Source organism: Sphingobacterium sp. UBA6320, from assembly GCF_002440335.1.
Classification (GTDB): Bacteria; Bacteroidota; Bacteroidia; order Sphingobacteriales; family Sphingobacteriaceae; genus Sphingobacterium.
Genome location: NZ_DJTA01000006.1, coordinates 195,882 through 221,970 on the forward strand (window position 1 = coordinate 195,882; position 26,089 = coordinate 221,970).

Sequence of the window (26,089 nt, forward strand, 5' to 3'; positions counted from 1 at the left end):
TTTTTCATGGTCATAGTTTATTCGTTTATCCAGCAAACATGATCTTATTTAAGGTGCTTACTGTAAAATTAGATCCCTTCTTCCTCAGCTTCATATAGCAATGCTATAGATTGCATTTTTTTCATATTTGTCAGACCATATTGATTTTGATCTTCGACAGCTCTTATTATTTTTTGATACTTGCTTTTCGTAAAAATATAATCCTTCGGTACGCTCTGATAATAGCAATGCGATATATCTTAGCTCTTTCCAAGATGATAGCGTAAAGATTTATAATAATCACGATCACAGGAAATGTTTAAAAAGGAGCGACGTTCTTTGATGGTAAGTAAAGGCATAAGATGAGGCATCTTGAGAGAAAGCTCATGTACGCGATGTAAGGGGGGAAGTTTTAGGATATGTACTATGTCCTGCAGTCTATTGACCTTATGCTGTTTCAGGATATGGAATATCGTACTCAGCTCAGGGTACTGTTTGAGTGCGTGTTTGAAATGGCTGTTGCTGATCTCATATAATATAGTGGGTTGCAAAAATTTGATAGCGACGGATGTTGCCCGATCACTATAGGGGTGATTGCTACCCGTAAAATATTCGTTCTTCCCATTGATGCGTTCGATGCGAATGAATGTGTCTGCTTCGAGCACTTCTTTGGCGACTACACCATCAATTATAAAGCACCAGGTCGACATCGGAATACCAGCGATCTTGTAGTAACTTCCTTTTTTATAAAAATGGAGCTTTCCATGTTCTTTGATATAAGTTTTTGCTGATGCGCTGAGCTGATGGTATTTACTGAAAAAATCTTGCATTCTTTCCATAATTTAAGGTCGTATGTTTAGTAAGTTGGAGTAATCAGCTTGATTTCTATAGACAGCTGTTTTATTTAAGCTAAATTTTGGCGTGGTTCTTTTCATTGAGTTTTATTTAGGTTTATAAAAGACTCGAGGTTTACTTAGAGGTTATATATAGGAGTATTTGAAATACACAAGGGGCTGGGGATCTCGCTGCCAGCCCTCAAGGAGATTTGTGGATTTTAATGGATCAACTGTAGTGGATGCGGATCATTAATGGCGTCACGATCCTATTTGCTGAAGAGCTTGCTAATGGGGCTTGCCACTTATCCAGTCCATGCACAACGATACTTTTCTTGTCGGGCACTTCGTCATCCTCTTTGTCGTCTTTACTAAAAACGACCATGACGCCCGCAGCATAACTGTTGGCGATGGCGTAAGCTAACTCTTGCTTAAAGATGAGATCCATGGATTGCAGCTGAACGAGTTGAGTGGTCGTGAAGCTAAAAAACTTATTGACCCAGCTATCAAAATCGTTTCGGATTTCGGTCAGTTCAATCTCTAATAGTTCAGGTGACCGCCCAAGGACAATGGCTTGCATACTATTGACACCCTCTTGGTCAAAGTTTAACGTGTTCATGATTTACTGTTTATTGGTGAATTCCAAATTTGGCAAATCTATCTTTTTGAGAAAAGAGATGGTGGCCATTAATAGGCTAAGGCATAATAAGAAGAGTCGTTAAACTGATTTTTCTAGTTTAAGGGTATCTAGAAAGTACCTTTAAACTTTAAAAGTACCGGCAAAATACCTCTTTAAAGCTTGTTTTTTGAGTTTTTAGACCAATCTGCAGTTTTGTTTTATAATGAAATATTGTTAATTTGCATTTTAACCTAATTAATTATTACTTTTTTATATACGAATGATCCACCTATTTGAAAATCGCTTTTTAAATATAAATGCCTTATCTGGACATTTTAGGGCATATTATTTTTATTATCTGATGTTTGTTTTGTTACCCTTACTGTATAATAAGATTACCTATAATTATACCTGGACAGACTTATCGGTTTTCTCTTATAGATTTGCATCTCTTTTTTTGCTTACGATGTTTGTGGTTGTTTTTATAACGGCTATTTCGCTTGTTATCCAGCTGCTGTTCACTTATGACCATGATAAACAAAATATCCTCTGGAAGAAAAGAAGTGCTCGGATTTTGTTTTATGTGCTGCCAACAGGACTTGGGCTATGCATTTTGATCGTATTTAAATATATGTGGTATGATGGGGAGCAGATGTACGCGATCTTGTGGGAGCATGCTAAATCCCGGTTTTTGTTGTATCTGGTGATGATGATCGCTTTCTCGATCTGGTTGGACACAGATCCAAAGCGCAATTTGTTTATTACTTATTTTCAGCATGAATACCCTGCAACAGCAGGTGAAGAGCAAAAAACTTATGCTGTTGACGTTATTGATCGTCCCATCGAGGAACAGCGGGATGCTCAGCTGGATACTGTTATTGAAAAATTTTCTCAAGTGGTCGAAGATAAGCTGACATCTGTACTGGACCATAAGTGGGAAGATCGAAATGAAGAACAAATGAGCCTGGTCAAGAAGGCACTAATCGAGTTTGTAACTGATCATCAAGTGCAGCAAGATAAAGATGAGCAGATAGTAAGTCATCTTCCGATGAAAGACATCGTTAAGGAGGCGATCGAGGAATGGCAAAGTGAGCGCGATGATCTGCCTGATGAGGTATTGCTCGAAAATCTGTACGCCAGTTTGTATGCAAAGAGTCCGACCAAACTTATGCCCTCTTTTAATGAGCTGGCAGCTGTGGTATTATTCCATATTTTTGCTATTGAGTCGCACACAAAGCATGCTGTTGTGATCTTGACTGATGGAACCCGGATTGACTCGCCTAAAATTTTAGAGACATTGAAAAATCTTGGTCTCTTAATCTGGTTGGTGAAAGTTAATAAAGATCATTATATCAATATGATGCATGTCTGTTTTATGGATTATAAAAATGGCCAATTTGTCAAGATTCAGAGCCAGACGATGCAAGCATTAAGTACAAACCTAACGAAGAGTGAAGTATTAAAGATGTGTACTTTAGGAAGTAAAGTGAAGAATAAATATATAGAGGAGTTTTTGAAATCGAGATTTGAACTGCGTTATAGAGGTTGGAATACCTGTGTACCGTTGAATTAAAGTCCTATATTTCCAATTATAAACTAGACCGATTGAGCTGATCAATAGGCCTTCATGGTGCTATATCAGTCAGGATCTCGGCGGTAGGTCGCCCTTATCTTACCTACATATGTTTTTTTATCAAAACACGGCTTCCACTCAGGAGTCAGGCCACTGCTTTGGATCCAATGCAACCTCTATGGCTCAAGCAGTATCCTATCATTTTACAACACAATCCACCTCATCAGACTCCGATCTGCATACCAAAGTGGATCGGATGCTCAGGCTGCTTGAAGGACGGCAGCAGGACGAAGGGAGCAAGCTCGTCGGCACCATGAGCACGCAGGAGGCTGCGGATTTTGTTGCCATTTCCAAACGCACTTTTGAACGTAAAGTACAGCAGGGCCTGATCAGTCCGATCGCTAAGCATAAGAAGAAGAATCAATTTTCAAAGCAGGCTGTCCTCGAGTTTTTTATCGCTTATCGGGGCTATCAGCCCGCGCAATTGCCTTAGGCAGATCAAGCTGAGATCGGTACTTGCTTTTAACCTTGTTCGTACCTGCTTTTAACCTTGTTTTAAGGTATCCCATAGGTGCACCGTCCCTGCAAAGTCCCTGGACCGTCCTTTTCCCGGTACAGGGACGGTATAGGAGCGGTGCAAAGACGGTGTATAGAGGCCTTTGGTTAAAACGAGGTGCGTAGCTGGTAGCCTCTTGGCTAGGAAGAGGTGTTGTTTTTCTCGGTCTGAGCATCAGGATTTTTAGAACCTGTTTAATACTAAACCGACAAACACCGACAATATGTTACCGGTACACCGACATACACCGACAAGATCATTTTGGCTCTTGACAAGCCCTATGTCCAGGTGCTATGTTTGTCATCGTAAAGCAGAATATACCGGTATGCATGAAGCCTTTACGTATGGTCAAATCTTTAAAAAAATCAACAAAATGGGAACAATTAGACAAGGTGCCAATGGGAGTTTTCGAGGTAAAGCCGGCAGTGTGATAGGTTCAAGCTGGAAGGGTATCGACTACATCAAAGGGCTGCCCAAAAAGCGGACAAAAGGAGCTACAGAAGAGCAGCTTATCGTGCAGGCACGATTTTATGTGATGTCAAAATTCTTGATGCCTATAGCCCCAATTCTGCGCCTGGGTTTTGGTCAGGTCAATGCCAATCGGATGACGCCGACCAATGCGGCCCTGCAGCAGAATATCAGTCAGGCAGTGGTGGGCTCTTATCCAAATTTTGAACTGGACTACAGTAAGATCATGATCAGTTCAGGATCCTATATCGGTGGCGGTGCGATGGCCGTATCGGCATCGCTTGGGGTACTGTCGGTCGACTGGGATTTTTCGCTCAACAGTCTATATGATTCCAAGGCAGATGATCAGGTCATTATCTTACTTTATCAGCCCAAGGCAGATGAATTTATGACGACCCCTACGCCGGCCACACGTGCCAATGGGACCATCGATATTACGGTACCACCACATCTGCTGGGGTCAAAGGGGCATGTATGGATCTTCTTTGCCGACCGTAAAGGGACCAAGGTATCCAGAAGTACCTACCTGGGAGAAGTGGACTTACTGTAAACTGTTGTACAGCATGTCGAATCGGGAGAAGCGTCGGGCTTCTCCTGCTTTCGATGTGATCAATAAATCAAATATGTTAATAATATCCAATAAAGAAAAAACAAAGCAGGAGCCCAACAAGGCCAAATCGACCCAGCTTGGATTTAAGTTGGTCCGCTATTTCCTCAATCCCCTCAATCTGTTGATCCAGATTGGCTTTGCGACCCGTAAAAAAGGAAAAACAGCGCTCGGCAGGGCCATGTCGCATCATTTACGCAATGCGGTCACCGGAGAGTATCCGGATATGAAGATCGATCCGGCCAAAGCAAAAATAAGTGAAGGAACCCTAGCTCCGTTGCTGTCCCCTCAAGCCGAACGTGTGGGCGATTGTATGACGGTGAAGTGGGCATTACCAAATCAATTTATCGCAGACTATAGCCACTGGGACGATCAAGTGATCCTGTGTGTCTATGATATCGAGGCCGGAAATGCGGCGGTCAATGAGCAGCAGGTGATCAGAAAAGATGCCTATATGAAGCTGCAGTTGCCTTCTGTCTTACAGGATAGACCCGTACACCTGTACCTGATGCTGCACGATCGGGATAAACGGATGGTCTCCAACAGTCTGTATCTGGGTAGTTTTTAATGCAATTCTAAACAAAAATCGTATGCTGCTACAAGTTATCCGTATCAAACAGGGGAAGGACAGTACCCTGTCTGAAATCTATCTGAACCACTTGTTTATCTGCTATGGTCTGGAGGATATCCCCCGTGAGCAGAAGATCCCGGGGAGTACCTGTATCCCTTTGGGTACCTATACATTGGGCTTCAACCGAGATGGGGGTATGAATGGTAATTACTATGACCGTTATCCTCAGATGCATCGGGGTATGATCGAGATCCAGGATATCCCTGGTTTTAGTTATGTCTACATCCACATCGGAAATACGCATAAGCAAACTGCGGGCTGCCTGCTCGTGGGCACAAAGTATGTCTTTGAAAAAGGAGACTATCGCTTGCTGCAGTCCGTCATGGCTTACAAAAAGTTGTATCCCTTACTGGTGGAGCTTATGATGAACGGGGAGGTTGTTATGGAAGTGACGAAGTTAAGTAGTGACGGAGTAACAAAGTAACTAGTGCCGCAGTGATCGAGTGATGGAGTAACGAAGTAATCAGTAACATAGTGAAGCAGTGTGATTTTCTAACCATCTAACCTTTTAACTTTTATACAAATGAAAAAAATAATCATTAAAATCGGTCAGGTCTTGCAGGTGATCCTGCTAGCACCTGTCAAATTGCCGGGCAAGGCACTGCATATCATCAAATATATCGCGCTGGGTCTTGGTATAGTGGAGACGGTGCTGGATGATCCAGACAAAAAAGGAAAGATGGAGCCTCCGCCGGATGAGTCTATTGTGCAGCAGAAAGAAAAGGAGGTGCCCGATGAAATGGAATGATATGCGATTGGGGGCGATGGGCGGTACGCTCTGCTCGATCTGGGCTTCATTCTCTTTTGGCGATCTCGCGCAGACGGTATTGATGGCTGCCGTAGGTACGGTGGTCAGTTTTGTGACGAGTAGGCTATTGGGAAATATTAAGCGTAAATAATCCAATAAATAGGCTTATCTGTCATCGGATAAGCCTATTTATAATACGCTGCTCAACAGCAATTCATGCAGCATGTTTGATCGGGTTTATCAATTTTGCTCGTACTGATTTTCTGTCCCTGTGCTCTGTTTAAGATAAGTTTAAAAAAATAAAGTCGCTTTAAACAGGAATTAACGTGTTATTTTTATATTTGCATCCAGAAGAATATCATATTAATAAAACCTATAAATCAATACCAGTGAAAAAGTTAACCTTAGTACTTCTATTTATCTCTTTCTTTGCGCAAGCACAGGAGAAAGTAAATTTTACAGAAAAGTTTAAAAAAGAGAATCAAGGCAAATATAAAGTAGAGGTCAACGAAGTGAAAGAGCTGCTTCAGATTATGATCGCCATTACCAAAACGGGCTTGGAAAATGAGGATATGATGCAGCAAGAAGGACCCTATTATCAAGCTGTACTGAAACAGTTCAAGGTTTATGAAAATGAGCCCATTATTCACACCTTTGATTCCTTATTGGTACAAACCCTGATCAATAATGTATTTTTAACGGGCAATGGTATTTCTTACTATTTCAAAGGCGACAAACTTGTGAAAAGTGATGTCTATATTTTCCCTGCGGGAGGGGTAAACGGGGTGAAAGTTGTTGAAAATCCAATCACACAATATAAGCAGGAACTGGAAGATTTTGCGAAAAAGTCCAACTTTCGCTCGTTTTACAAAAAACACAAAAAGTATTATGCTGAGATCATCGCTCAATACGAAAAAGAAGCCCATGTTGGAAAACAATGGAAATGGCTGGAACAGAATTTTGATACGCGTATCAATGCTTATACGATCTACTGTTCGCCGCTCATCAATGGACTGAATTATACGTCTGAATTCAACAATAACAATTTTCGATTGATTTATATGAGTTTGCCACCGTTATCCAGCAACTCGTACATGAGTCCAATTGAAAACGAATTGTTTAATACCAGGGTGATGTTTACAGAAATTGATCATAATTATGTCGCTAAACCTACAAAAGAGCATAAAGCCCAAATTGATGAAGCATTTAAAGACCGTACATACTGGGTTGATGAAACCGTAGAGGGGATAGATGCCTATACGTCACCAAGATATATCTTTGATGAATATATGACCTATGCTGTGTACTTGTTGTATTGCAAACATCACTATAAAGAAGCTGATTTTCAAAAAGCATTTACAGCAACAGTTGCAGTAATGAAGGATAGAGGTTTTACTAAAATGAAAGAATTTACGGATAAATTGTTAACCGTTTGTGCAGAAAATCCAGAAAAAAAGATCGAATATGTGTATCCAGACTTTTTGACCACATTATAATCTTGTTCATACAGATTTTTAGCAATCGTTTGATGATTACTTTCTGCTAGGAAGAAGGGAGTATTTGAAATGATCGGTTTAAGAAATAACAAATGCCATGGGAAAGGTATTGGCCCATGGCATGGATTGGAGTAGAGGGGGTATTATAGACGTTTATAATAAATCCGAATCATCAATTGTCCATCCGCATGGCGGTTGAACTGCTTACCTACATCCGTTATGGATGGGACATGCGAGACATCTGCTTGTTTCTTTTTCGATTCGTATTCGGTTACCTTGACCGAATCACCGTCCAATAGACCTGTACGGTTTTCGTCAGTCTGTTTATCCAAAGTGATCGGCGAGTGATTGTTGATCGCAAAGACGATCTCGCGCGCAAGATTGCTTTTAAAATCCTCCGATAACGTAGCGATGTAGGTTATTTGATCTTTACTGAGATCAAACTTGGATATCAGCCAGCTCCGAAGAGAAAGAAGGATATGTTCTTGTTCCATCATTTGGTACGTGATCGTAGCACTGTATAGTTCAGCGAGCCATTGTGTGACACCTCGACTATCAAATGGGTATTTTTTCATGTGTTTTACAATTTGCAATTTTAGCTTTATTTTGCTCACCACGGTCATCAAAAAAATAAGCTGTAATAGCATGCTTTGCTACAGCTTATGGCTTTAGATCATAGGAGACTTGATTCAGTTAATTATTAATTCGATCGAATGACGAATATATGAGCTATCTCCTATTAAGAGAAGCAAAGTGTCTGCAATTTCTACGAATCCATCATATTCTCCGTTGAACTTCTTGAAAATGTTGATTAAAATGTGTTTAAAGTGAGTTTTGTGTCGGCGAACAGGAAAATGAATTTCGTTAAACTGTGTGTGTAAAAAAAGCGTTACACCTAATTTGTACGAATTTAATTAACTTAGGGGTAAATAATATAATTTATTCTCGTATGATCGCTCTTCGATTTTTCCTGAGATCTTGGTATGGAAACCTCAGGTCTATATTTTTACTTGCAGCCATTTCAGCTTTTTTGATCACTTTTTATACCACCGCACGTTCTCTTCCCTGGAGTCTTACTTCGCCCAAACATCTGTTGATCTTCCTGTTCAGTTTTGTTCTGATGGTGGTCGCTATCTTCCCGACGGCCTATGTGGTCCATCGATTGGACAACGACCGGTTGATGAGGAAAAATGAACTGTTGCGGTATTTGATTCAATTTTTCCTGCTGGTCATCCTCCTGGGCGCTATTGCGCTACGGGTGGTGTACGCCGTATATTGGGCTCTATTTGGAGTCGATCTGCAAAAAGCGGAATATTTTGAACGGGACTATGTGGTGGTCCTGTTCTGCCTGATCATGGTGCAGGTCTACTATGCCGTCCGTAAGGAACGGAAGGCTAGAAATTACGGGCTCAGGAGATATCAGGTGATGAAAAAATGGCTGTCGCAGCGTGATGAGCGCTTAAAGGAGCATGCTCATGATCAGGTTTTACTGTTGCAAGAATCACGTTTGGAACAACAGCGCTTCATCTTGCAGCACGAGGCGGAATTGAACCAATGGGCTGTGGAACGGGCGCAACTGGTTGAGCTGTATGAGAACCAGCTGCACGAATTGCGCGTACGCAAGCAGCGCCTCAGAAACAACCATGAATTGTTGAGTAGGGACGAAATGCGGCTGAAAATATTTCTTAAGGAACTGAACGATGCGGTCTTGGTCATCATCGGAGCGGAAAATGAATGGGTCCGGATCTCGCAGATCGCCTATTTTTATCTAAAAGTGGGCTCCTCCCGCTCCAAGCTTGTGGATGTATTGTTGCTGGATGGGCGCGAGGGCAAAGTCGATCTGGAGTCGCTGGCAAAAATAGAAAAGTTATGGCCCCATCTGCTGTTTCGAGCGGGGCGGGGGCGGTTGATCATGCTGCTGGCCATCAAAACATTACGCAAAGAGGGAGACACACATGTGATCGTATTTTACGGAGCGCAGCAAGAGCGGTATAAGGTGCAGGTCGATGTCTATGAAAAACTGCTCAAAATACGAGCAGAATGGGCGAGATTGATGCCCGAAAACTAGCAACACGAACGACCGGGGATAAAGCGCTATCCCCGGTCGCAGCGTACTCCAAACTTATCGGATGGAGTGTTCATATTTTATGATTTAAAAATGTGTTTTAAATTCTTTTATTAATTCTAAACCTTAGCAGCGGTAATAATTTTAAAATTAGATCAGATAGGCATATAGGATATAATGTTTCTTGATCAACCTCTTCCTCTTAATATTCCCCTCTCACAGCACCAATAACCCACTTCTTAAAAATATTTTAAAAATCCACTAGGGATTGGGGCCCGAATAGGAACCCTAATATATACCTGTGGGCAACCAATTGTGTAAACGATCCGGGTGCTTAAAAGGAGCCAATTAGCTGATGTCTAATCCCCTTATTAAGTAGCCGATCATTTGATGTTGATTGCGTACGATCACCTGTGTCTGTTATGCCTGATAAGAGGCTGGTGAACCGCATATTTTCGCTGCAGAAAAAGGTTCCAGATGATGATGAGCAACAGCAAGTATGGTGATATACGCCAGATGCTTATTGACGTTTTTTCGGTTCAAGACAGGCGGAGACCTTGATAGGGCTGTATTATTTAAGGAATATTATCAGTATATTCATATAGTGTATGTATTGATGTTTAATGAATTATGGATCAATGATAGACGTTAAATTAAACATGCTTTCGGATGACGAGCTCATTCAGATACTGAAGAGCGGCGAGGAACAAGCGTTTACCGAATTGTACAATCGCTATTGGAAAAAGCTGTTTACAGCGGCAGCCAATAAACTTCATCATCTGGAAGAAGCCGAAGATATTGTGCAGCAGGTCTTCGTGAGCATCTGGAATAGGAGAGAAGAGCTGGAGATCCATTCATCCGTCAGTTCCTACCTGGCCGTTGCTGTCAAGTACCGGGTGCTCAAGCACCTCAATTCCCGATTTAAACATAAGCATTTCAGTGATATTGCCGCCGAAGAAGTCATCACCGAACTCGCGGACGACTCCACGCAGGAATGGCTCGAATACAATGAAGTCAATAGGCGCCTCCAGCAGGTGGTCGACGCACTGCCCGAAAAATGCCGACTGGTCTATGAGATGAGCCGGATCGAGGGACGTAGCCATAAAGAGATCGCCGCAACCATGGATCTATCCGAAAAGACCATTGAATGGTATATCACCAAAGCCCTTAAATCAATCAGAACCGGATTAAAGATTTTTTTTCTCACCCTATAATGTATGGGAGTAGCCTGATGGATGCGATGTATCATTTTTGTATAGACCTATTTCGTTTTTGGGGTCTTGTGCGATTATCGTATACCGATAAAGAATCCAGTTCCATATTATTTAATCCGTTGTGTACTGTAACTTATAAATATTTTTTTCATTCCTCTACTAGGGATACGTCTACGATCAGGAACCTAATAACGAAGAACGGAGGAATCAGAACTAAATGTGCTCATGATGAATACACGAGATAGACGAATAGCATTATTGGCCAATAAATGGCTGGAGCAACGCATCACCAATGAGGAGATCGCCGAGTTCAATAGCTGGTACAGCGAAGGATTGGACAATCCAGTTTTTGTTGGTAAACATTATGCCGCGTCGGACGAAGAATTGCGCGATCGCATCTATAGCGTTATTCAACAGCGCATCCACAGCAGGAATAGAAAAGATTATTGGATGCGTGCCGTAGCGGCGGTATTTTTAGTGCTGAATCTGGGCGTTGCGGCATATGTCTATCATCACCATGAGCCAGATGCAGTAACTACAGCGATAGCCGATATACGTCCGGGGACAGATCAAGCCACCTTGATCCTTGCCGATGGCAGACGGATCCCTTTGTCCGATGCTGCATCGGGCAAGCTGGTTGAGCAGTCGGGTGTAGCGATTACCAAAACAGCCGATGGACAACTGATCTATGAAATAACAGGTGCTCCAGATGCAGCACCAACAGATAAAGTGATTTACAATACCATAGAAACTCCACAAGGAGGGCAGTATCAGGTCAAGCTGCCTGATGGAACTCATGTATGGCTCAATGCCGCTTCATCTTTACGGTACCCCACGTCTTTCCCAAAGTCAGGGCATCGCGAAGTAGCATTGGCTTACGGCGAGGCTTACTTTGAAGTAAGCCACGATGAGGACCATACCTTTGTGGTATCTTCAGGACGGCAGGATATCGAAGTGATCGGCACAAACTTTAATATCTCTGCCTACCCCGAGGATAATCTGATCAAGACCACCTTATTAAAGGGCAGGGTGAAGGTCAGCGATCGACTGTCCAAGAAAACAGTTGAATTGCTCCCAGGGCAGCAATCCATCTTGGAGGGCGATGAACTGCGGGTCAAGACCGTTGATGAGGTCAACCGGCAGCTGTGGAAAGACGGCAAGTTTACCTTTGACAATGAGAGCATCCGCTCCATTATGCAGCAGGTGGCGCGTTGGTATCAGGTCAAGGTGGTGTTTAGGGGACCTGTAGATGATATCCGACTGATCGGTAGCGTATCCCGATTTGAAAATCTGTCCAAGTTACTGGAAAAACTGGAACAGACGGGCTTGGTCAAATTTAGTTGGGAGGGCGATCAATTGATTGTGATGAAAGCGTAATAAAAACAAACTAAAATAAATAAAAAGACCTCATCACGTTAAAGTAAATGTGTTCTATAAAAGTACTGTTTTGAGTGTAGCTTTTTTAATAGACCGTATGGAGGGGAGCCTCCTGCGGTTTTTTTTGTTAAATAACGTCTTGTTATGAGGATTTGAATCTGAGATGCACCCGCTTACCTTAATATTAAATTCACCATTTATTTACATCTATCGTTAGGGAACCGACCTCAATAAGGAACCTATAGCTATACACTTACACGAAGGATTCCGTTATGAAATTGACCATCATGATTTCTGTCATATTCGATCTACTATTGGTATATACGGTGACTTCTGGTTGCCTTTATAGCGGTGATCGGATGCTGCATTCTTATTTAAACTCGTTGATCTTATGATAAATCTCATTTAGCACTATGTATCAGTTTCTTGTTATTTTTTAATGAATAAAGTCTTATTTCTTCTATTTTTTTATCTGCCCTTTATTTTTGTGGGTTCTTTATCAGCACAACAATATGAATTGCGGGGGCAGGTGACAGATTCCTTAAAGGTCGGTATAGCAGGTGCAGTCGTTCGGATCTATACCAGCAAGGACAGCCTCAGTACAGGTACCAGCAAAAGCGGAAATTTTATTGTTCGGGCATTACCCCGAGAAGCTGTCACCCTAGTCGTGCGCAGCTTGGGCTATCAGACATATAGGCAAAATCTCCATTATACTGGAACAAGTCATATTTATGAATTGCCTCCGATTATACTTCAATCCACTGTTAGGCGGCTTCAGGAAGTACAGGTCCGAGTGCCCAGTCCGATACGAGTGGGAAAGGATACGGTCGAATTCAATGCCGCAGCCTATGCCGTAGGCGAAAATGACCGATTAGAAGATCTATTGCGGCAGCTGCCTGGAGTACGTGTTGATGGGGAGGGGAATGTAACCGCTATGGGCCAATCGATGACTAAATTACGGGTCAATGGCAAAGATTTTTTTACCAATAATGTCAAAGATTTTTTAAAACAGCTGCCTGCGGGTATTATTGCCAAGCTGCAGGTCATTGATGATTATGGCGATCAGGCCAACTTCACAGGGATCAAAACGGGCAAACCTCAGAAGATGCTCAATCTGGTGATCAAGGATGGACAGAATAGAGGTGTCTTCGGCAACATGCAGTCCTCTGCCAGTACACAAGATCTTTTTGGAGCAGGCTTTCAAGGCAATGTCTGGCTAGATGTGCATCAGGTGAGTGGCTATGCCAACCATCAGAATGCCCGTATCGAGGGCGGAAGCCAGCAGACCACCACTATGGGCACGAATTACAGACGGTCCATGGATCAATTAAATCTTTACGGAAATTATAGCTATAATGCGACCCATCGGAAGGGAAGTTTTGAAAGCTACAGCGAGAGCGGTACCAGTAACGGTATCCTGTATAATCAACTGCAAAATGACAATAGCAGTGAAAATCAAAACCAGCAGATGCAGTTTAGTGTGCAGTCTCGTAGGAAAAGAGATTTCTGGAATTTCCAATTGCAGGGGCAGATCTCTAAGGGAAACAATCAAACGCACAGTATCTCCAAGCAAACTGGAGCGATTGTGCAAGATCTCGATAACACCATATTGAGCGATTCGAAAAATAGCAATGGCAAGCTATCCCTATCCTGGAGCCGGCTGATGGAAAAACAGGGGCGTAGTTTGACTGCGAGCTTTTCCGCGACTGCGCAGGGAGGTCAAGACCGGAGTACGATCCAGGATCAATTACGATTTTATAATCAAGTGACCAGCCAGCCCGTCAAAGACTCTGTCAGCACCCGTTTGTTAGATGCAGATAGAAGTGAGTCCCTATTTGACCTTTCGGCCCAATACACTGAACCGCTCAATGATCATACCAGCGCAAACACCAAGCGCAGTTTGGATATCGGCTATCGTTATTCACGTCGTAGGAACGATAAACTGCAGCAGACTAAGAGTGATCATGAAGGCATATTGATACCTGTAGATTCGTTGAATACCGATTTTCGTACTATATTCAACACCCAACAGCTCGATTTAAGCTACCGTGGAGCATCACCGAAGCTCGACTATAATTTCGGGTTGAGCATGGTGCCTATTCGGATGTCCGCAGACGAATCCATGCAGCAGCGAGACATCGCTTATCACATGTTCCAGATATTGCCTATTGCGAGTGTGCGCTATGCACCTTCTTTAAAAGACAACATACAGTTGAATTATAGCGGTACGGCTTCACCGCCTTCGGTTGATCAATTGCTGCCTCTGCAAGATCTACGCAATCTCCAGCAGATCACTGTGGGCAACCCAGATTTAAAACCCACATTGAGCCATGGACTTAGCTTAAGTCTCAATCACATCAACCCCGTCAAAGGAGATACCTATAGCTTAGGCTTAAATGCAAATCTAACGCAAGACCAAGTCGTCGCCAATGTGCTGTTAGTACCCGATACGCTGAACAGTTTCAAGCAAGAGACCCATTATGTCAATGCCGATGGAGCTTATAATCTAAATGCCAGCTATGATATGACCTTACCATTTGCAAGATATTATCAACTGCGGTGGGGGACATCTGGAAGTAAAAACCGATCAATTGTTTTTATAGGAGGTCAAAACGCTGACAATAGCACGATCTCCCTGCGTCAGTCTCTCGGTGTAGCACTCAACAGTAAAAAAATCCGCGGAAGCGTCAACCTCAATTACAGTTATGAAAACAGTCTATTTGGGTTGAATAGCGATTTGAACAGGCGTACCTATACCTGGGAGATGAGTAGCAACGCACGTTGGACTATCAGTTCCCGCTTGGCTATTGGCGCAGATGCCAGTTACCGGATCAATGGAGGCTATACCATTCCTATCAAAAATCCGATTATGCTCAATGCTTCTACCGAGTTATTTCTGCTTGCCAATAAAGAACTGAGCCTGCAGCTGTTCGCTTATGACCTGTTGGACCAACAGCAATCGATCCAAATGTTGGTAACCCCCAATAGTGTGACCCAGCGCACCCAAAATCGGATTGGACGCTTTATCCAGTTGACAGCCCAATACAATCTATCGCGCTTTGGTGGTAAAAATAAGAAAAATTAAAAACTGCTGAATAGGTAGATATAGCCATGCGGAAACCTAAGATACTAATAAATTAAGAAGAATATGAAACAGTCACTAATTTTCCCCAGTATATTATTCGTGATGTTGCACGTACAATTCCAGTCGCTGCTAGCAGGTAGCTTGTTGTTATGAGTTCAAGGCGATCTCTAGGGAAACCTCCTGCCTTTTTTTTGTAATAGGTTATGAATATTATCGAAGGATTGAATTCTATGCACTCTAATATCCCTTAATATTAAATATACAATTTATTTACATCTATAACTAGGGAATCACTATTAATAAGGAACCTATAGGTATAAACTTACATTAAGGATTCTATTATGAAATTAACTACATTACTTTGTTGTTTTTTATTATTTACTTGTAGTACTTATGCACAGGATGCTGTACGAGATTGGGGTCGTCCACCATTAGTTCCTGGCATTACTGAACTCAAGATTGGAGATCAGGTACCCGATATTATTATTGATAAGATTATTAATAGTGATAAGCGAAGTATTCGTATATCCGACTATAAGGATAAATTATTGGTACTTGATTTTTGGGATACGTCTTGCACAGTATGTATTGCGAGTATGCCCAAGCTAGATTCTCTACAACGTGTTTTTGGTGATCAAATTAAATTGCTGTCTGTTACCTATCAACCAGAGGATATAATTACTAAATTTTTTAAAAATAGCCGCTATTTAAATGAAAGAAATCCCCCTGTACACCGTGCATCCGTTGTTGACGATCGTATTTTACGTTCGTATTTTCGCTATGAAACCAACCCTCATGTGGTTTGGATTAATAAAGGTAAAGTGGTAGCTATTACTGGTGGAGAATATATTACAAGTGAAAATATTCAAACTATATTAAATGGTAAAAGAGTGAATTGGTTATTGAAAACTGACCATTTTGACAGCTCAATACCATTTGTTACATTGAGTCCTTTATGGCAATATGCAAGTGATTCACCTTACTATAGTTATTCAATTTTAACAGGTCAAGCTGCATCTGTTCCTGCGGAAGGTGGGATTCACTTTAATCAAGACACCATTTCTAATAATACTCGATTAGCTATTCTGAACCAAGATATTTATACAACCTATCAGATGCTTCTTCATAATACGAAGGTGTATCACGAGGAAGATGCTACTAAAGGTTTAATGTATTTACCTCATCCCAGTCGTATAATATTAGAAGTAGCGGATCCAACTCGTTTTTTATATAAGAAAGAATATGGGGAATATGCTGATTGGAATAAAAAGAATTTAATTTGTTATGAACTAGTGAAGAACGGTTTAGAAGATAAAGCAATGATGGCTAAGCTAGCTATACAAGATCTAAATAATCGCCTCGGTCTCAATGGTCGCTATGAAAGACGAAAAGTTAAATGCTTGGTATTTGTAAATACCGATAAACCTATTAGTGATACTTTAGCACTCGATAAAGGAGGGGAACCAATGTGGACTTTAGTAATGATGCATTTAGATATGAATAAAAAATTTCCACCTGCTATTAATGAAACAGGCTTTGTAGGGGGGTTAAACATGCAACCTTATGATGGTACTATATTAGGTCTGCGGAAAGAGATGCAGCGTCATGGTTTAGATCTGATTGAGGCGGAACGTGAGATAGAAGTTATCGTGATTTCAGAAAGTAAATAGTAAGCATTTTTATTTTATAATATAATTTATCAATTCTACTGTAGCTGTAAAGAATTTGCTTTACAGCTATTTATATTTTGGTTCAAACCGTGGAATTACTTTACCATACTATCAAATTTATCTCTTGTAGTGCAGATCGCAATAACGGATTATTCAGAAACCTTATTCCGATTAAAAAGCCAGTATTTATCAATTCCTATTATGCAGCTTTACATAACAAATAATTAATATAGTTGAATTTGCAACTACAGTTGAGCAAGCTATCACAAATTGGATTAGACATTATTTATTTGTAGCAGTAAAATAAAACTTGTCATGCTTTGGCAGAAACCAGAACAAAAAATAAATATTTTGAGCTGATTTGTTTTCATTTAATAAAATAATCAAGTTATGACTAGGGATAAGTGACTTCAAAGGAACCTAAGTGTACCAACAATTATTAAAAAAAATAATTATGAAAAAAAACCTGATTTTCCGCTCGGATTAGATCCACATTGGTAAAAAAGCCATGGTATGTTTGCGCATACCTATGGCCATATAGCCGGGTCAACACAAACAATCTAATGAAATTTATCTATTAAACCCAACTAACCCAAAAGTATGGATTATTTTTATTTTAAACAAAAGGTGCGGCTTCCGAAGCTGTCTCCCCAATGTATGCTTGTTATGAAAATAACGACATTTTTAATACTCCTTGGCTGCCTGCACGTATCTGCTGGTACTTATGGACAAAAAGTTACATTATCTCAAAAGAATATTTCTCTTGTGCAGGTTTTTGACTTACTTAAGAAACAGACAGGTTATGATTTTTTGTATGGAGCCGATCTGCATGCCGATATTCGAAAGGTAAATATCGATGTTACAAATCAAGAACTTTCGCTGGTACTGCAGCGAATATTTACTGAGCAACCTTTTTTGTATAGTATTGGTGATAGGACAGTTGTGATTAAATCAAAAGAGAACTTGATTGATCAACAACATACGATCGAAGGAAAAGTACTAGATGAAAACCGTAAACCGTTACAGAGTGCATCTGTTCGTATAGTAGGTGGTACAGCGACTACTACGGATATCAACGGTATATTTCGTCTGGAAAATGTACCGTTGGATGCTAGATTACTGATTAGTTTTATGGGCTATGATACGCGAACTTTTAAGGTTTCTGAAATTAGAAGCTATATTGAAATCGTTTTGCGTCAATCTGAAAATACGCTGGAAGAAGCGAACGTCATCAGTACGGGTTATTATACGATTCCAAAAGAGCGAGCCACAGGTTCTTTCGAACATGTAGATAATAAGCTATTCAACCGCAATGTGGGCATGGACGTGATCAGCAGATTAAAAGGCGTGACCACATCAACAATTTTTGGAGATGTGAGTCGTGTTCCTCTCTATATTGAACCTTCTAGTAATGTTGGAAGAGGAACTAGAAAGGTTAACGCATTAGCCAATTTACAAATAAGAGGTATTAGTACTTTGACTATGTCTACACCTTTTGATGCAGGAACTCCAGGACGCACGCCATTAATTATCTTGGATAATTTTCCTTATGAAGGTGATATTAATAATATTAATCCCAATGATGTAGAAAGTATAACTTTGCTAAAAGATGCTGCATCATCCTCTATTTGGGGCAGCCGATCAGCCAACGGAGTGATCGTAATCACAACAAAAAAAGGTAAGCTGGACCAACCCATGCGTATCTCTATCAACAGTAATGTTTCAGTTAGCAAACGTCCTGATCTTTTTTATAGTCCTGCGATGAATAGTTCGGATTTTATAGATATTGAACGCTTTAATTTTGAACAAGGAACATATTCTTGGTTTCCATCTTCTATCTTCCAAGATATGTCTCCTGTTGTAGACTTATTGTTCCAGCAACAGGCATTACCGTTGGATGATGTAGCTGGTCGCGCCGCTATTGATTCCCAAATTGATGCTTATCGAAAGTATGACTCGCGAAAGGAAATTTCTAAATATCTCTATCGTAAAAATATCCTGCAGCAATATTCTATAAATCTGAGCGGTGGAGGACGTCAATTTTCGTATTATCTTTCTGCTGGTTATGATCATAATCGGGGAAATGAAGTTAATACTTATAATCTGCGTAAAAATTTGCAAAGTCGGATGAGCTTTACTCCAATAAAAAATCTTGAGTTCAATGTAGATATTCGATACAATAATGGTCTTTACCATACACCCTCTACTATGTTAAAAGTTCAACAAGTTATTAAAAGATTACCTAATCAACCTTATCTACGTTTGGCAGACGAAAATGGAAATCCTTTGGAAGTAATTAATGGTGGAGGAACTTTATTTGCCTCTAGCCATAATTATCGACATACAGCAGGTAATGGTCGTTTATTAGATTGGCGCTTTTTCCCATTAAATGATATCAATACTAATTATGGTGAAAGCAATACACAGGAGATTCTTACCAATTTCGCGGTGCGATATAAGATTTTATCTTCCTTAATAGCAAGTATTGATTATCAGAATACTAGGAGTAGTGATGATAATACTCAATTTTTAAGTCGGAATTCTTATTTTATGCGTGATTTGATCAATTCGTATGCTTTATATAAGCAAGATGATCCAAATGGCTTAGTGAATTTTCAAGTACCTATAGGTGATGCTTTTGGTCAATTCAATACACCACGTCAGGCACATACAGTGCGTGGACAGCTTAATTTTAGTCAAATTTTGAGCAAGAGGCATGAAGTAAATGCTCTTTTGGGACTTGAACGTAGCGATGCCAAAGTTACAGGAGGTTCAAATATTGAAGGATTATTAGGTTATAATGGTGACCCGATGTTTTACAGACCTTTGGACTATAAAGCTGATTTATTAATTCTCAATGGGTTAGGCACAAGCCCTATAGGCTACACACCGCTACGAATATCTCCGTCGTATGTAAATCGATCTATATCGACATATTTTAATACTTCTTACAATTACGATAAGCGTTACACGCTGACTCTCAGTGCGAGATTGGATGGTTCTAATATTTATGGTATAGCAGCTAGTGACCGTATTAAACCTAATTGGTCTATTGGCGGAGCGTGGAATTTACACAAAGAAAGATTCTTTAATTCAGATTTCTTCGATATTCTAAAATTGAGAGCTACGTATGGTTTTATGGGGAACGTCAATAATACAATTGCGGCGTATCCAACTATAAATTATGTGCAACAACCAAATAGTATTACAGGACTAAATTATGCGACTATTGGTAATGGACCTAATCCAAAACTATCTCCTGAGCGCACAGGGATGGTAAATCTAGGTGTAGATTTTGCGCTAAAGAGTAATAGGATATCTGGATTTTTGGAATGGTATAGCAAAAGTTCCAGTGATCTTATAGCTCCAGTTCCACTGGATAATAGTACGGGCTATGCAAGCATGATGATGAACTCTGCAAATTTGAAAACTAACGGTTTTGACCTAAATTTTCAATCTGTTAATATACGAAGTTCAAAGTTTCAGTGGCTAAGCAACTTGTTATGTAGTCATACTAGATCAGTAGTTACTAAATATCTACTGCCAACTTATTCAGATGAGGCTCGCTATTATGTGCCTGCGACCGGTGGAGCTATACCTTCTTCGACCTACAAGGAAGGAAAAAGCCCTTTTACCTTATACACTCACAAATTTGCAGGACTTGATCCTGAGACAGGAGATCCGATGGGATATGACGAAAACGGCAACATTACTAAGGATTATAGCTATATAATTAATCGATTAAAATATAAGGATCTGGAAGATCATGGATCGATTATTCCTTTATATTATGGTGCATTACGCAATACTTTTCAATATAAATCATTCTCTTTGTCGGCTAATATCCTTTTTAAATTTAAATATAAAATGACTAGGGGTGGCTATAATGGTGATACAGGATTATTTTCACATGTGCCAAGTACAATACCCGAATATGATATGCGTTGGCAAAAACCTGGAGACGAGGCAAATATCGATGCAATTCCATCAGTCATACCAAAAAGTTCAGATAGCTTTCGTGGTCAATTTTTTGGAAAGTCATCAGCCCGTGTATTTAGTGGGGATCATATCCGTCTAGAAGATATAAGGTTGGATTATAATTTTGTAAGGAATGGATACTTACTACGTAATGTGCAGATTTACTGTTTATTAAGTAATTTGGGTATACTGTGGCGTGCAAATCGGTTTGGTATTGATCCAGAGTCTTTGCTGAGTCCTCCTCCCCCGAGGACAATAACATTTGGATTAAATGTTAGTTTTTAATCATAAAAAAATTAAGAAGATGAAAAAGTACACATCTATATATATAATAAATATAGGATTTATTTTACTACTTTGTGCCTGTAGCAAAAGCTTTTTGGACCAAAAGCCTGATTATAGCCAAGGGGTTCCAAGTACCTTAGATGATTGTCAGGCTATGCTTGATGATTATGATCGAATGAATGGTAATTATTCTGATCATGGGGAAGCTGCGGCTGATAATTACTATATGTCTGATGGTCTATATAATAGCCTTCAAGATGTAAATAATTCTCCAGAGAACAAATATAATTATATTTGGCATAGCTTAGGAGAACACGTAGGAGAATGGTTAAGAAGTTATCAGGTGGTTTATTCAGCTAATTTGATTCTCAATACATTAGAAAAGATTCCAGCAACAAACGCTAATTACCAATCTATTAAAGGAGGGGCTTTGTTTTTTAGAGCTTTTGCTTTTTATCATTTGGCTCAAATGTTCTGCAAACCCTATTTTCCTACGACAGCTGCTTCAGATCCTGGTATTCCGTTGCGTTTGACGCCAGATCTTTACGAACCATCAATTAGAGGTACGGTAAAGCAAGTGTACGAAAGAATTATAAAGGATCTCGAGGACGCAATTTTATTATTACCGGAAGAAGTTGGTATAAAGTCTAGGCCTTCTAAAGCAGCGGCATATGCTATGCTAGCAAGGACGTATTTGACTATTCAGGATTATGAAAATGCACGAAAAATGGCCACCGAAAGTCTCAAATTACAAAATACGTTGATCGACTATAATCTAACAAGTAGCACGGATTTACAAGGAACTCCTACAGCTACAACGGTAACTAGTCACCCAACTGCCGCATCATTTATTAGATTTAATGCGGAGGTTATTTTTCAAGCTGTCACTGCATATGGAACTATGGAAGAATATATTGTACAAATTCATCCTAATTTATATAATTCTTATTCATCAGATGATAGACGTAAAACTGTTTTTTTTAAGCCGGATGTCGATTGGATGGGAAGACCAACGGGTATTTACCGTTATCGAGGAAATTATGATGGTTCTAATTCTGGAAGGCATTCTCCATTTTTATTTGTAGGTTTAGCAACGGATGAAATGTATTTGATTCGGGCGGAGTGTTATGCTCGTGCTGGTAATATAACATTAGCGATGGCAGATTTGAATACGTTGATGGCTAAGCGTATGGTGCCCCCTTATGTTAACCGAATAGCAACCAGTGTCAATGATGCATTAGTTCAAATCTTGGCAGAGCGCAGAAAAGAATTGATTTTCCGTACGATTCGTTGGACGGATCTGCGCAGATTGAATCAGGATCCGCAGTTCGCTGTAACCTTGCATCGCGATATGAATGAAATCCCGTATACTCCATTACAGCCCAATGATTTGCGCTATACTTTCTTGATTCCAACAAAGGAGGTGATCAATGTTACGGGTATGGAGCAAAATCTACGATAGATATATTAATGAGAAAAATAAATCTTTTAAATGATTATGGAAATATTAACAAAAATGATGAAAGCAAGTGCTTTTCTAGTTATTCTTTGCTTTTTGTGTTCGTGTAAAAAGGACGAAGGGGTTGGGACAGTAGGTATTGCAAAAGTAAATGTTATTAATGCTGTTGTAGATGGTGGTAATTTTAAAGCAAATATTAGTAAGAAAACTATACCTTGGGGAAGTATACCGGATGATAAAGTGCTCGGAGGATTTAGTTTGTCACGTCTATATACCGTACCTACTGATGAGCCTACATTCGTTCAAGTAAGTCCTATTGCTGATACAACTAAATTGTGGTTCGATCAACAAAAGCAGCTAAGTGCTGGTAAAATTTATACCTTATATCTTTCTGGAACTTCTAGTAATGTCAAAGCATCATTCCAAGAGGAAGTCAATTTTCCGAAATATATATTACGAGATCTTAGTCATCCAACTCCATCAACTGATAGTATTGTCAATATACGCTTTGCTAATTTGTCTCCTTCAGGACCCCAAGTGGATATTAATATACAAGGCAAGAGTATTAATGAAGTTAATGGTTTGAGCTACGAGTCTTTTACAGCATTTAAGGCTTATCCCGCTACTACTGGGAATGATTATATTATCCTTGAAATTCGTAAGTCATCTGATAAGCAATTAATTAATACTTTTTATCTTTATGTTCCAAATGTTAGGTTTAAGTCAATTTCTATTATAATGATGGGTATATATCCTGGAGATGGGCTTTCATATAATGATAAATATAAAATCGACTATATAACCTATCAATAATAAATTAAATGTAACGTTTGCTTTAATAAATAATACTACGAAGATTTAAAAAAATATTAATGTGTTAATGAGCTTGATGTTTTTCGGGCTCATTATCTTTTTGTATGCTATTTTATTTAATAGTATTTTACAATTGTGCAAAACAATGAATAAAAATCGGGAAAAAGGAGATTATAGTACATGTCACAAAATTGTTGAACTTTTTGTGACATTTTTTATGAGTAGAAAACAGAAATAAGATTATCATTTTAAACTTGCTTTAGTCAAGATGTGATCAGAGAAGAATAAAGAGTAAATTTACGGTCCGATATGAATGGGTTTGCTAAATTGCAGTTACAACTTTGGTGTAAAATCTGTGAATACTATGGTTGTCTACATCTCCATTTTCGGAGATGTAGACAACCATAAGATCTTTTTTACCATTCATCATAATTCGAGGATATTATAGATAGCATGGGATTATAGGGAACTGTTCTGACATACTTTATAGGAGATGCAGCCCAAAAAGCAAAAGTATAAATGGGATCTATTGTACGGTTCCGCTATTCATTTACTACAGTTATTTCACTCTCGGTGATGCGTGATATTCTCTTACCGATATGTTTTCATATCATACATTTGCGAATTAATTCCTAATGGCCCGTGTGCCCGTTCTCTTGGCTTATATGCTCAATATATGTTCCTCAACTTGATTTGTTCTGATCTGTTGGCGTTTTTAGAACTACTTTAAGTTCAAGGGGCTGTTCGATCACGACTGGTTGCCAGCTCAAAAGTGCCGGTATTCAAATCTCTAACTGTCTTTTTTATTTTACTGTTTCTCCGATTTGAGGTTCCTGAGTCGTGATCTTCAGTAAGATGATTATCCATTTTTCGTTCTATCATGGATTTCAGTCTTTACTTCATTATATGATGATGAAATTATTTGTAATTGATTCGTGTTTATTATCTCATTATCTAGTTATTTCAGGAGAAAGTTTTATAATATCAAATAAAATATAAGAGGCCGTCTCATAAGTAATTATGAGGCGGTTTTTGCATTTAGTACAATTTTGAAGCTATCATCCTATTTTACAAAGCCATTTTAGATTGATCTGGTTTTTTCTACTTTGTGGGTAGCAAAGCTGCTTAAAAATAACCTTACGCTTTCCACTTTCTGAGGTTATGGGCAATTGACAGTAATCCAATTTCGATTTCAGTCTTTGTCATACCCTTGAGCATAAGGTGTTTAAAGCCATGGTTACTTTTGATATTGGCAAATACAGGTTCCACATCAACGGCCCTTTTCTTGCGATAACGGATACCCTGCTCGCTGTTTAGAAGCTTATCTGCTTGCTCTTTATGCGCGCTTTCAAGCGGTGATTGACTTCCACGATCCGGGTTCCCTGCGCTTTGTGGCATTGTCCCCTCAACGGGCAGCCCTGACAGTTGAGGGCCTGGTAGCGACTGGACACCTGCTGAAAACCCGAGGCCGTGTTTTTTTTGGTAAAGCCGATCAGGCTCATCTTTTGCCCATTGGACAGTACAGGCAATCTTCTTCCTGATTATAATGAAGCCCCTGCATCGAAAAGGGAGACTGTTTTCCTTTTTGGTTTTGGTCAAAGCTGCCATACTTTATGTAAGCGGCGATCTGTTTGCTCTCCAGCAGGGTGTAATTTTCGTCCGAACCATAACCGGCATCGGCAACCACCGCTGAAGGTGTCAATCCGTAAAGGTCTTCATATTGCTGTAAGTGTGCCGGGAGCGTTAAGGTGTCGGTTGGATTGCAGTGCAGCGAGTAATTCAGGATGAATTGATTCTGGGTGGAGATCTGCAGATTATAGCCAGGTTTCAATTGGCCGTTCAGCATATGGTCTTCTTTCATGCGCATAAAGGTCGCATCCGGATCGGTCTTGGACATACTGTTACGCGAGCCCATTTTCTTTTCCTGGTCTTCATAGCGCTCCAGATTATCAGGCCAGTTCTTGCGGGCATAATTTAGCTTTTGCTTTACTTTTTTGTCTACCTGTTTATCCTGCAGTGCCCGATCGATCTTCGCAATTGTTGTACGAACCTGTTCAGCGTCCACCTGCTCAAAGTCAGAAGGTGAAGTATCTTTAAGCTCTTCGGCTGCCACACCCTGGGCATATTTCCACAAGTCATCCAGCTGCGATTTAATCCGCTCTTTACTGGTTTTAATGGATTTGCCCCATACAAAGGTGTATCTGTTTGCAACCGATTCAATCTTAGTACCGTCTGTAAACAACGCTTCTTTCAACCAGACCATTCCTTCTGCGGCCAGTAAAAGTACAATCTGCGAGAAGATCTGCTTGAGGATATCGAAAGCTTTTCACTACGAAAACGGTTGATCGTATTGTGGTCAGGTGTTCATAAACCAGTACTTTGAGTAGCATCCGCGGATGGTAGCTTGAGGCTCCTCCTCCTTTAAACTTTCGATTGATCGGATGAATGTCGATCTGGTCAATACTCTTTTTAACGATACGTACGGGTGATTCTCTGTTATCAGTTCTTCCAGGCTCGGCGGAGGTAACTGCAGCTGCTCGGAATCGTAAGGCTTAAATACTGGTGTGCGTCCCATAATTCGAAAATACGAAAAATCTCAAAAACAAAAAAGAGGCTTTCCTTTTGCAGTGCCC

The 26,089-nt window shown here is 40.1% G+C and carries 20 protein-coding genes and 1 pseudogene; 16 read left to right on the forward strand and 5 right to left on the reverse strand.

Annotation, left to right across the window (positions count from 1 at the left end):
• Positions 1 to 239: 239 nt before the first annotated feature.
• Positions 240 to 818 (reverse strand): hypothetical protein, encoded by a 579-nt coding sequence (locus B3P23_RS02815; RefSeq protein WP_293924357.1) that lies wholly within the window; start codon positions 816 to 818, stop codon positions 240 to 242.
• A 223-nt stretch (positions 819 to 1,041) separates the two neighbouring features.
• Positions 1,042 to 1,431 (reverse strand): hypothetical protein, encoded by a 390-nt coding sequence (locus B3P23_RS02820; RefSeq protein WP_293924359.1) that lies wholly within the window; start codon positions 1,429 to 1,431, stop codon positions 1,042 to 1,044.
• A 361-nt stretch (positions 1,432 to 1,792) separates the two neighbouring features.
• On the opposite strand from B3P23_RS02820, the gene B3P23_RS02825 reads away from it, so the two are divergent.
• The 8 genes from B3P23_RS02825 to B3P23_RS02860 all read left to right on the forward strand — a co-directional run bounded on the left by B3P23_RS02825 (position 1,793) and on the right by B3P23_RS02860 (position 7,510).
• Positions 1,793 to 3,004, forward strand: coding sequence for a hypothetical protein (locus B3P23_RS02825; RefSeq protein WP_293924361.1), 1,212 nt, complete (start codon positions 1,793 to 1,795; stop codon positions 3,002 to 3,004).
• A gap of 178 nt (positions 3,005 to 3,182) precedes the next feature.
• Positions 3,183 to 3,497, forward strand: a complete 315-nt coding sequence (locus tag B3P23_RS02830) for a helix-turn-helix domain-containing protein (RefSeq protein ID WP_094772378.1) — start codon at positions 3,183 to 3,185, stop codon at positions 3,495 to 3,497.
• Positions 3,498 to 3,783: 286 nt separating this feature from the next.
• The gene (locus B3P23_RS02835; RefSeq protein ID WP_293924364.1) at positions 3,784 to 4,578 is read left to right on the forward strand and encodes a DUF6266 family protein; all 795 of its coding nucleotides are present in this window, start codon (positions 3,784 to 3,786) and stop codon (positions 4,576 to 4,578) included.
• A 13-nt stretch (positions 4,579 to 4,591) separates the two neighbouring features.
• Positions 4,592 to 5,203, forward strand: coding sequence for a DUF6266 family protein (locus B3P23_RS02840; protein ID WP_293924366.1), 612 nt, complete (start codon positions 4,592 to 4,594; stop codon positions 5,201 to 5,203).
• 22 nt (positions 5,204 to 5,225) lie between these two features.
• A complete protein-coding gene (locus B3P23_RS02845) occupies positions 5,226 to 5,690 on the forward strand; it encodes a DUF5675 family protein (protein WP_293924368.1) in 465 nt (154 codons plus the stop codon).
• A 99-nt stretch (positions 5,691 to 5,789) separates the two neighbouring features.
• Complete coding sequence (locus tag B3P23_RS02850) at positions 5,790 to 6,014, forward strand: hypothetical protein (RefSeq protein ID WP_293924370.1); 225 nt, start codon at positions 5,790 to 5,792, stop codon at positions 6,012 to 6,014.
• Positions 6,001 to 6,165, forward strand: coding sequence for a hypothetical protein (locus B3P23_RS02855; protein ID WP_293924372.1), 165 nt, complete (start codon positions 6,001 to 6,003; stop codon positions 6,163 to 6,165). Before B3P23_RS02850 ends, B3P23_RS02855 begins: the two co-directional genes overlap by 14 nt.
• A 238-nt stretch (positions 6,166 to 6,403) precedes the next feature.
• The gene (locus B3P23_RS02860) at positions 6,404 to 7,510 is read left to right on the forward strand and encodes a DUF4932 domain-containing protein (RefSeq protein WP_293924374.1); all 1,107 of its coding nucleotides are present in this window, start codon (positions 6,404 to 6,406) and stop codon (positions 7,508 to 7,510) included.
• A gap of 143 nt (positions 7,511 to 7,653) precedes the next feature.
• On the opposite strand, the gene B3P23_RS02865 is transcribed toward B3P23_RS02860, so the two are convergent.
• Positions 7,654 to 8,085, reverse strand: coding sequence for a hypothetical protein (locus B3P23_RS02865; RefSeq protein WP_293924376.1), 432 nt, complete (start codon positions 8,083 to 8,085; stop codon positions 7,654 to 7,656).
• Between the two features lie 374 nt (positions 8,086 to 8,459).
• Here B3P23_RS02865 and B3P23_RS02870 point away from each other — a divergent pair, with 374 nt between their 5' ends.
• The 8 genes from B3P23_RS02870 to B3P23_RS02905 all read left to right on the forward strand — a co-directional run bounded on the left by B3P23_RS02870 (position 8,460) and on the right by B3P23_RS02905 (position 23,456).
• Positions 8,460 to 9,578: a hypothetical protein gene (locus B3P23_RS02870; protein ID WP_293924378.1), complete on the forward strand. Its 1,119-nt coding sequence runs from the start codon at positions 8,460 to 8,462 to the stop codon at positions 9,576 to 9,578.
• A 635-nt stretch (positions 9,579 to 10,213) separates the two neighbouring features.
• A complete protein-coding gene (locus tag B3P23_RS02875; protein ID WP_293924380.1) occupies positions 10,214 to 10,789 on the forward strand; it encodes an RNA polymerase sigma-70 factor in 576 nt (191 codons plus the stop codon).
• Positions 10,790 to 11,014: 225 nt separating this feature from the next.
• Complete coding sequence (locus tag B3P23_RS02880; RefSeq protein WP_293924382.1) at positions 11,015 to 12,166, forward strand: FecR family protein; 1,152 nt, start codon at positions 11,015 to 11,017, stop codon at positions 12,164 to 12,166.
• A 439-nt stretch (positions 12,167 to 12,605) separates the two neighbouring features.
• Positions 12,606 to 15,251: a TonB-dependent receptor gene (locus tag B3P23_RS02885; protein WP_293924384.1), complete on the forward strand. Its 2,646-nt coding sequence runs from the start codon at positions 12,606 to 12,608 to the stop codon at positions 15,249 to 15,251.
• A gap of 341 nt (positions 15,252 to 15,592) precedes the next feature.
• Positions 15,593 to 16,921, forward strand: a complete 1,329-nt coding sequence (locus tag B3P23_RS02890) for a TlpA family protein disulfide reductase (RefSeq protein ID WP_293924386.1) — start codon at positions 15,593 to 15,595, stop codon at positions 16,919 to 16,921.
• A gap of 666 nt (positions 16,922 to 17,587) precedes the next feature.
• On the forward strand, positions 17,588 to 21,184 hold the full coding sequence (locus B3P23_RS02895) for a SusC/RagA family TonB-linked outer membrane protein (protein WP_293924388.1): 3,597 nt from the start codon (positions 17,588 to 17,590) through the stop codon (positions 21,182 to 21,184).
• A 19-nt stretch (positions 21,185 to 21,203) separates the two neighbouring features.
• Positions 21,204 to 22,646, forward strand: a complete 1,443-nt coding sequence (locus B3P23_RS02900; RefSeq protein ID WP_293924389.1) for a RagB/SusD family nutrient uptake outer membrane protein — start codon at positions 21,204 to 21,206, stop codon at positions 22,644 to 22,646.
• 36 nt (positions 22,647 to 22,682) lie between these two features.
• Positions 22,683 to 23,456: a hypothetical protein gene (locus B3P23_RS02905; RefSeq protein WP_293924390.1), complete on the forward strand. Its 774-nt coding sequence runs from the start codon at positions 22,683 to 22,685 to the stop codon at positions 23,454 to 23,456.
• A 732-nt stretch (positions 23,457 to 24,188) separates the two neighbouring features.
• Here B3P23_RS02905 and B3P23_RS02910 read toward each other — a convergent pair.
• Both B3P23_RS02910 and B3P23_RS02915 read right to left on the reverse strand, forming a co-directional pair.
• Complete coding sequence (locus tag B3P23_RS02910; protein WP_293924392.1) at positions 24,189 to 24,338, reverse strand: hypothetical protein; 150 nt, start codon at positions 24,336 to 24,338, stop codon at positions 24,189 to 24,191.
• Positions 24,339 to 24,593: 255 nt separating this feature from the next.
• Positions 24,594 to 26,031: pseudogene (locus tag B3P23_RS02915) on the reverse strand (IS1182 family transposase).
• Positions 26,032 to 26,089 lie beyond the last annotated feature (58 nt).

Excerpts from the sequence above, each read along its gene's own strand:
- B3P23_RS02815 (WP_293924357.1), bottom strand. The coding sequence starts at position 818 with ATGGAAAGAATGCAAGATTTTTTCAGTAAATACCATCAGCTCAGCGCA.
- B3P23_RS02820 (WP_293924359.1), bottom strand. The coding sequence starts at position 1,431 with ATGAACACGTTAAACTTTGACCAAGAGGGTGTCAATAGTATGCAAGCC.
- B3P23_RS02825 (WP_293924361.1), top strand. The coding sequence starts at position 1,793 with ATGTTTGTTTTGTTACCCTTACTGTATAATAAGATTACCTATAATTAT.
- B3P23_RS02830 (WP_094772378.1), top strand. The coding sequence starts at position 3,183 with ATGGCTCAAGCAGTATCCTATCATTTTACAACACAATCCACCTCATCA.
- B3P23_RS02835 (WP_293924364.1), top strand. The coding sequence starts at position 3,784 with ATGTTACCGGTACACCGACATACACCGACAAGATCATTTTGGCTCTTG.
- B3P23_RS02840 (WP_293924366.1), top strand. The coding sequence starts at position 4,592 with ATGTCGAATCGGGAGAAGCGTCGGGCTTCTCCTGCTTTCGATGTGATC.
- B3P23_RS02845 (WP_293924368.1), top strand. The coding sequence starts at position 5,226 with ATGCTGCTACAAGTTATCCGTATCAAACAGGGGAAGGACAGTACCCTG.
- B3P23_RS02850 (WP_293924370.1), top strand. The coding sequence starts at position 5,790 with ATGAAAAAAATAATCATTAAAATCGGTCAGGTCTTGCAGGTGATCCTG.
- B3P23_RS02855 (WP_293924372.1), top strand. The coding sequence starts at position 6,001 with ATGAAATGGAATGATATGCGATTGGGGGCGATGGGCGGTACGCTCTGC.
- B3P23_RS02865 (WP_293924376.1), bottom strand. The coding sequence starts at position 8,085 with ATGAAAAAATACCCATTTGATAGTCGAGGTGTCACACAATGGCTCGCT.
- B3P23_RS02870 (WP_293924378.1), top strand. The coding sequence starts at position 8,460 with ATGATCGCTCTTCGATTTTTCCTGAGATCTTGGTATGGAAACCTCAGG.
- B3P23_RS02875 (WP_293924380.1), top strand. The coding sequence starts at position 10,214 with ATGATAGACGTTAAATTAAACATGCTTTCGGATGACGAGCTCATTCAG.
- B3P23_RS02880 (WP_293924382.1), top strand. The coding sequence starts at position 11,015 with ATGATGAATACACGAGATAGACGAATAGCATTATTGGCCAATAAATGG.
- B3P23_RS02885 (WP_293924384.1), top strand. The coding sequence starts at position 12,606 with ATGAATAAAGTCTTATTTCTTCTATTTTTTTATCTGCCCTTTATTTTT.
- B3P23_RS02890 (WP_293924386.1), top strand. The coding sequence starts at position 15,593 with ATGAAATTAACTACATTACTTTGTTGTTTTTTATTATTTACTTGTAGT.
- B3P23_RS02895 (WP_293924388.1), top strand. The coding sequence starts at position 17,588 with ATGAAAATAACGACATTTTTAATACTCCTTGGCTGCCTGCACGTATCT.
- B3P23_RS02900 (WP_293924389.1), top strand. The coding sequence starts at position 21,204 with ATGAAAAAGTACACATCTATATATATAATAAATATAGGATTTATTTTA.
- B3P23_RS02905 (WP_293924390.1), top strand. The coding sequence starts at position 22,683 with ATGGAAATATTAACAAAAATGATGAAAGCAAGTGCTTTTCTAGTTATT.
- B3P23_RS02910 (WP_293924392.1), bottom strand. The coding sequence starts at position 24,338 with ATGATAGAACGAAAAATGGATAATCATCTTACTGAAGATCACGACTCA.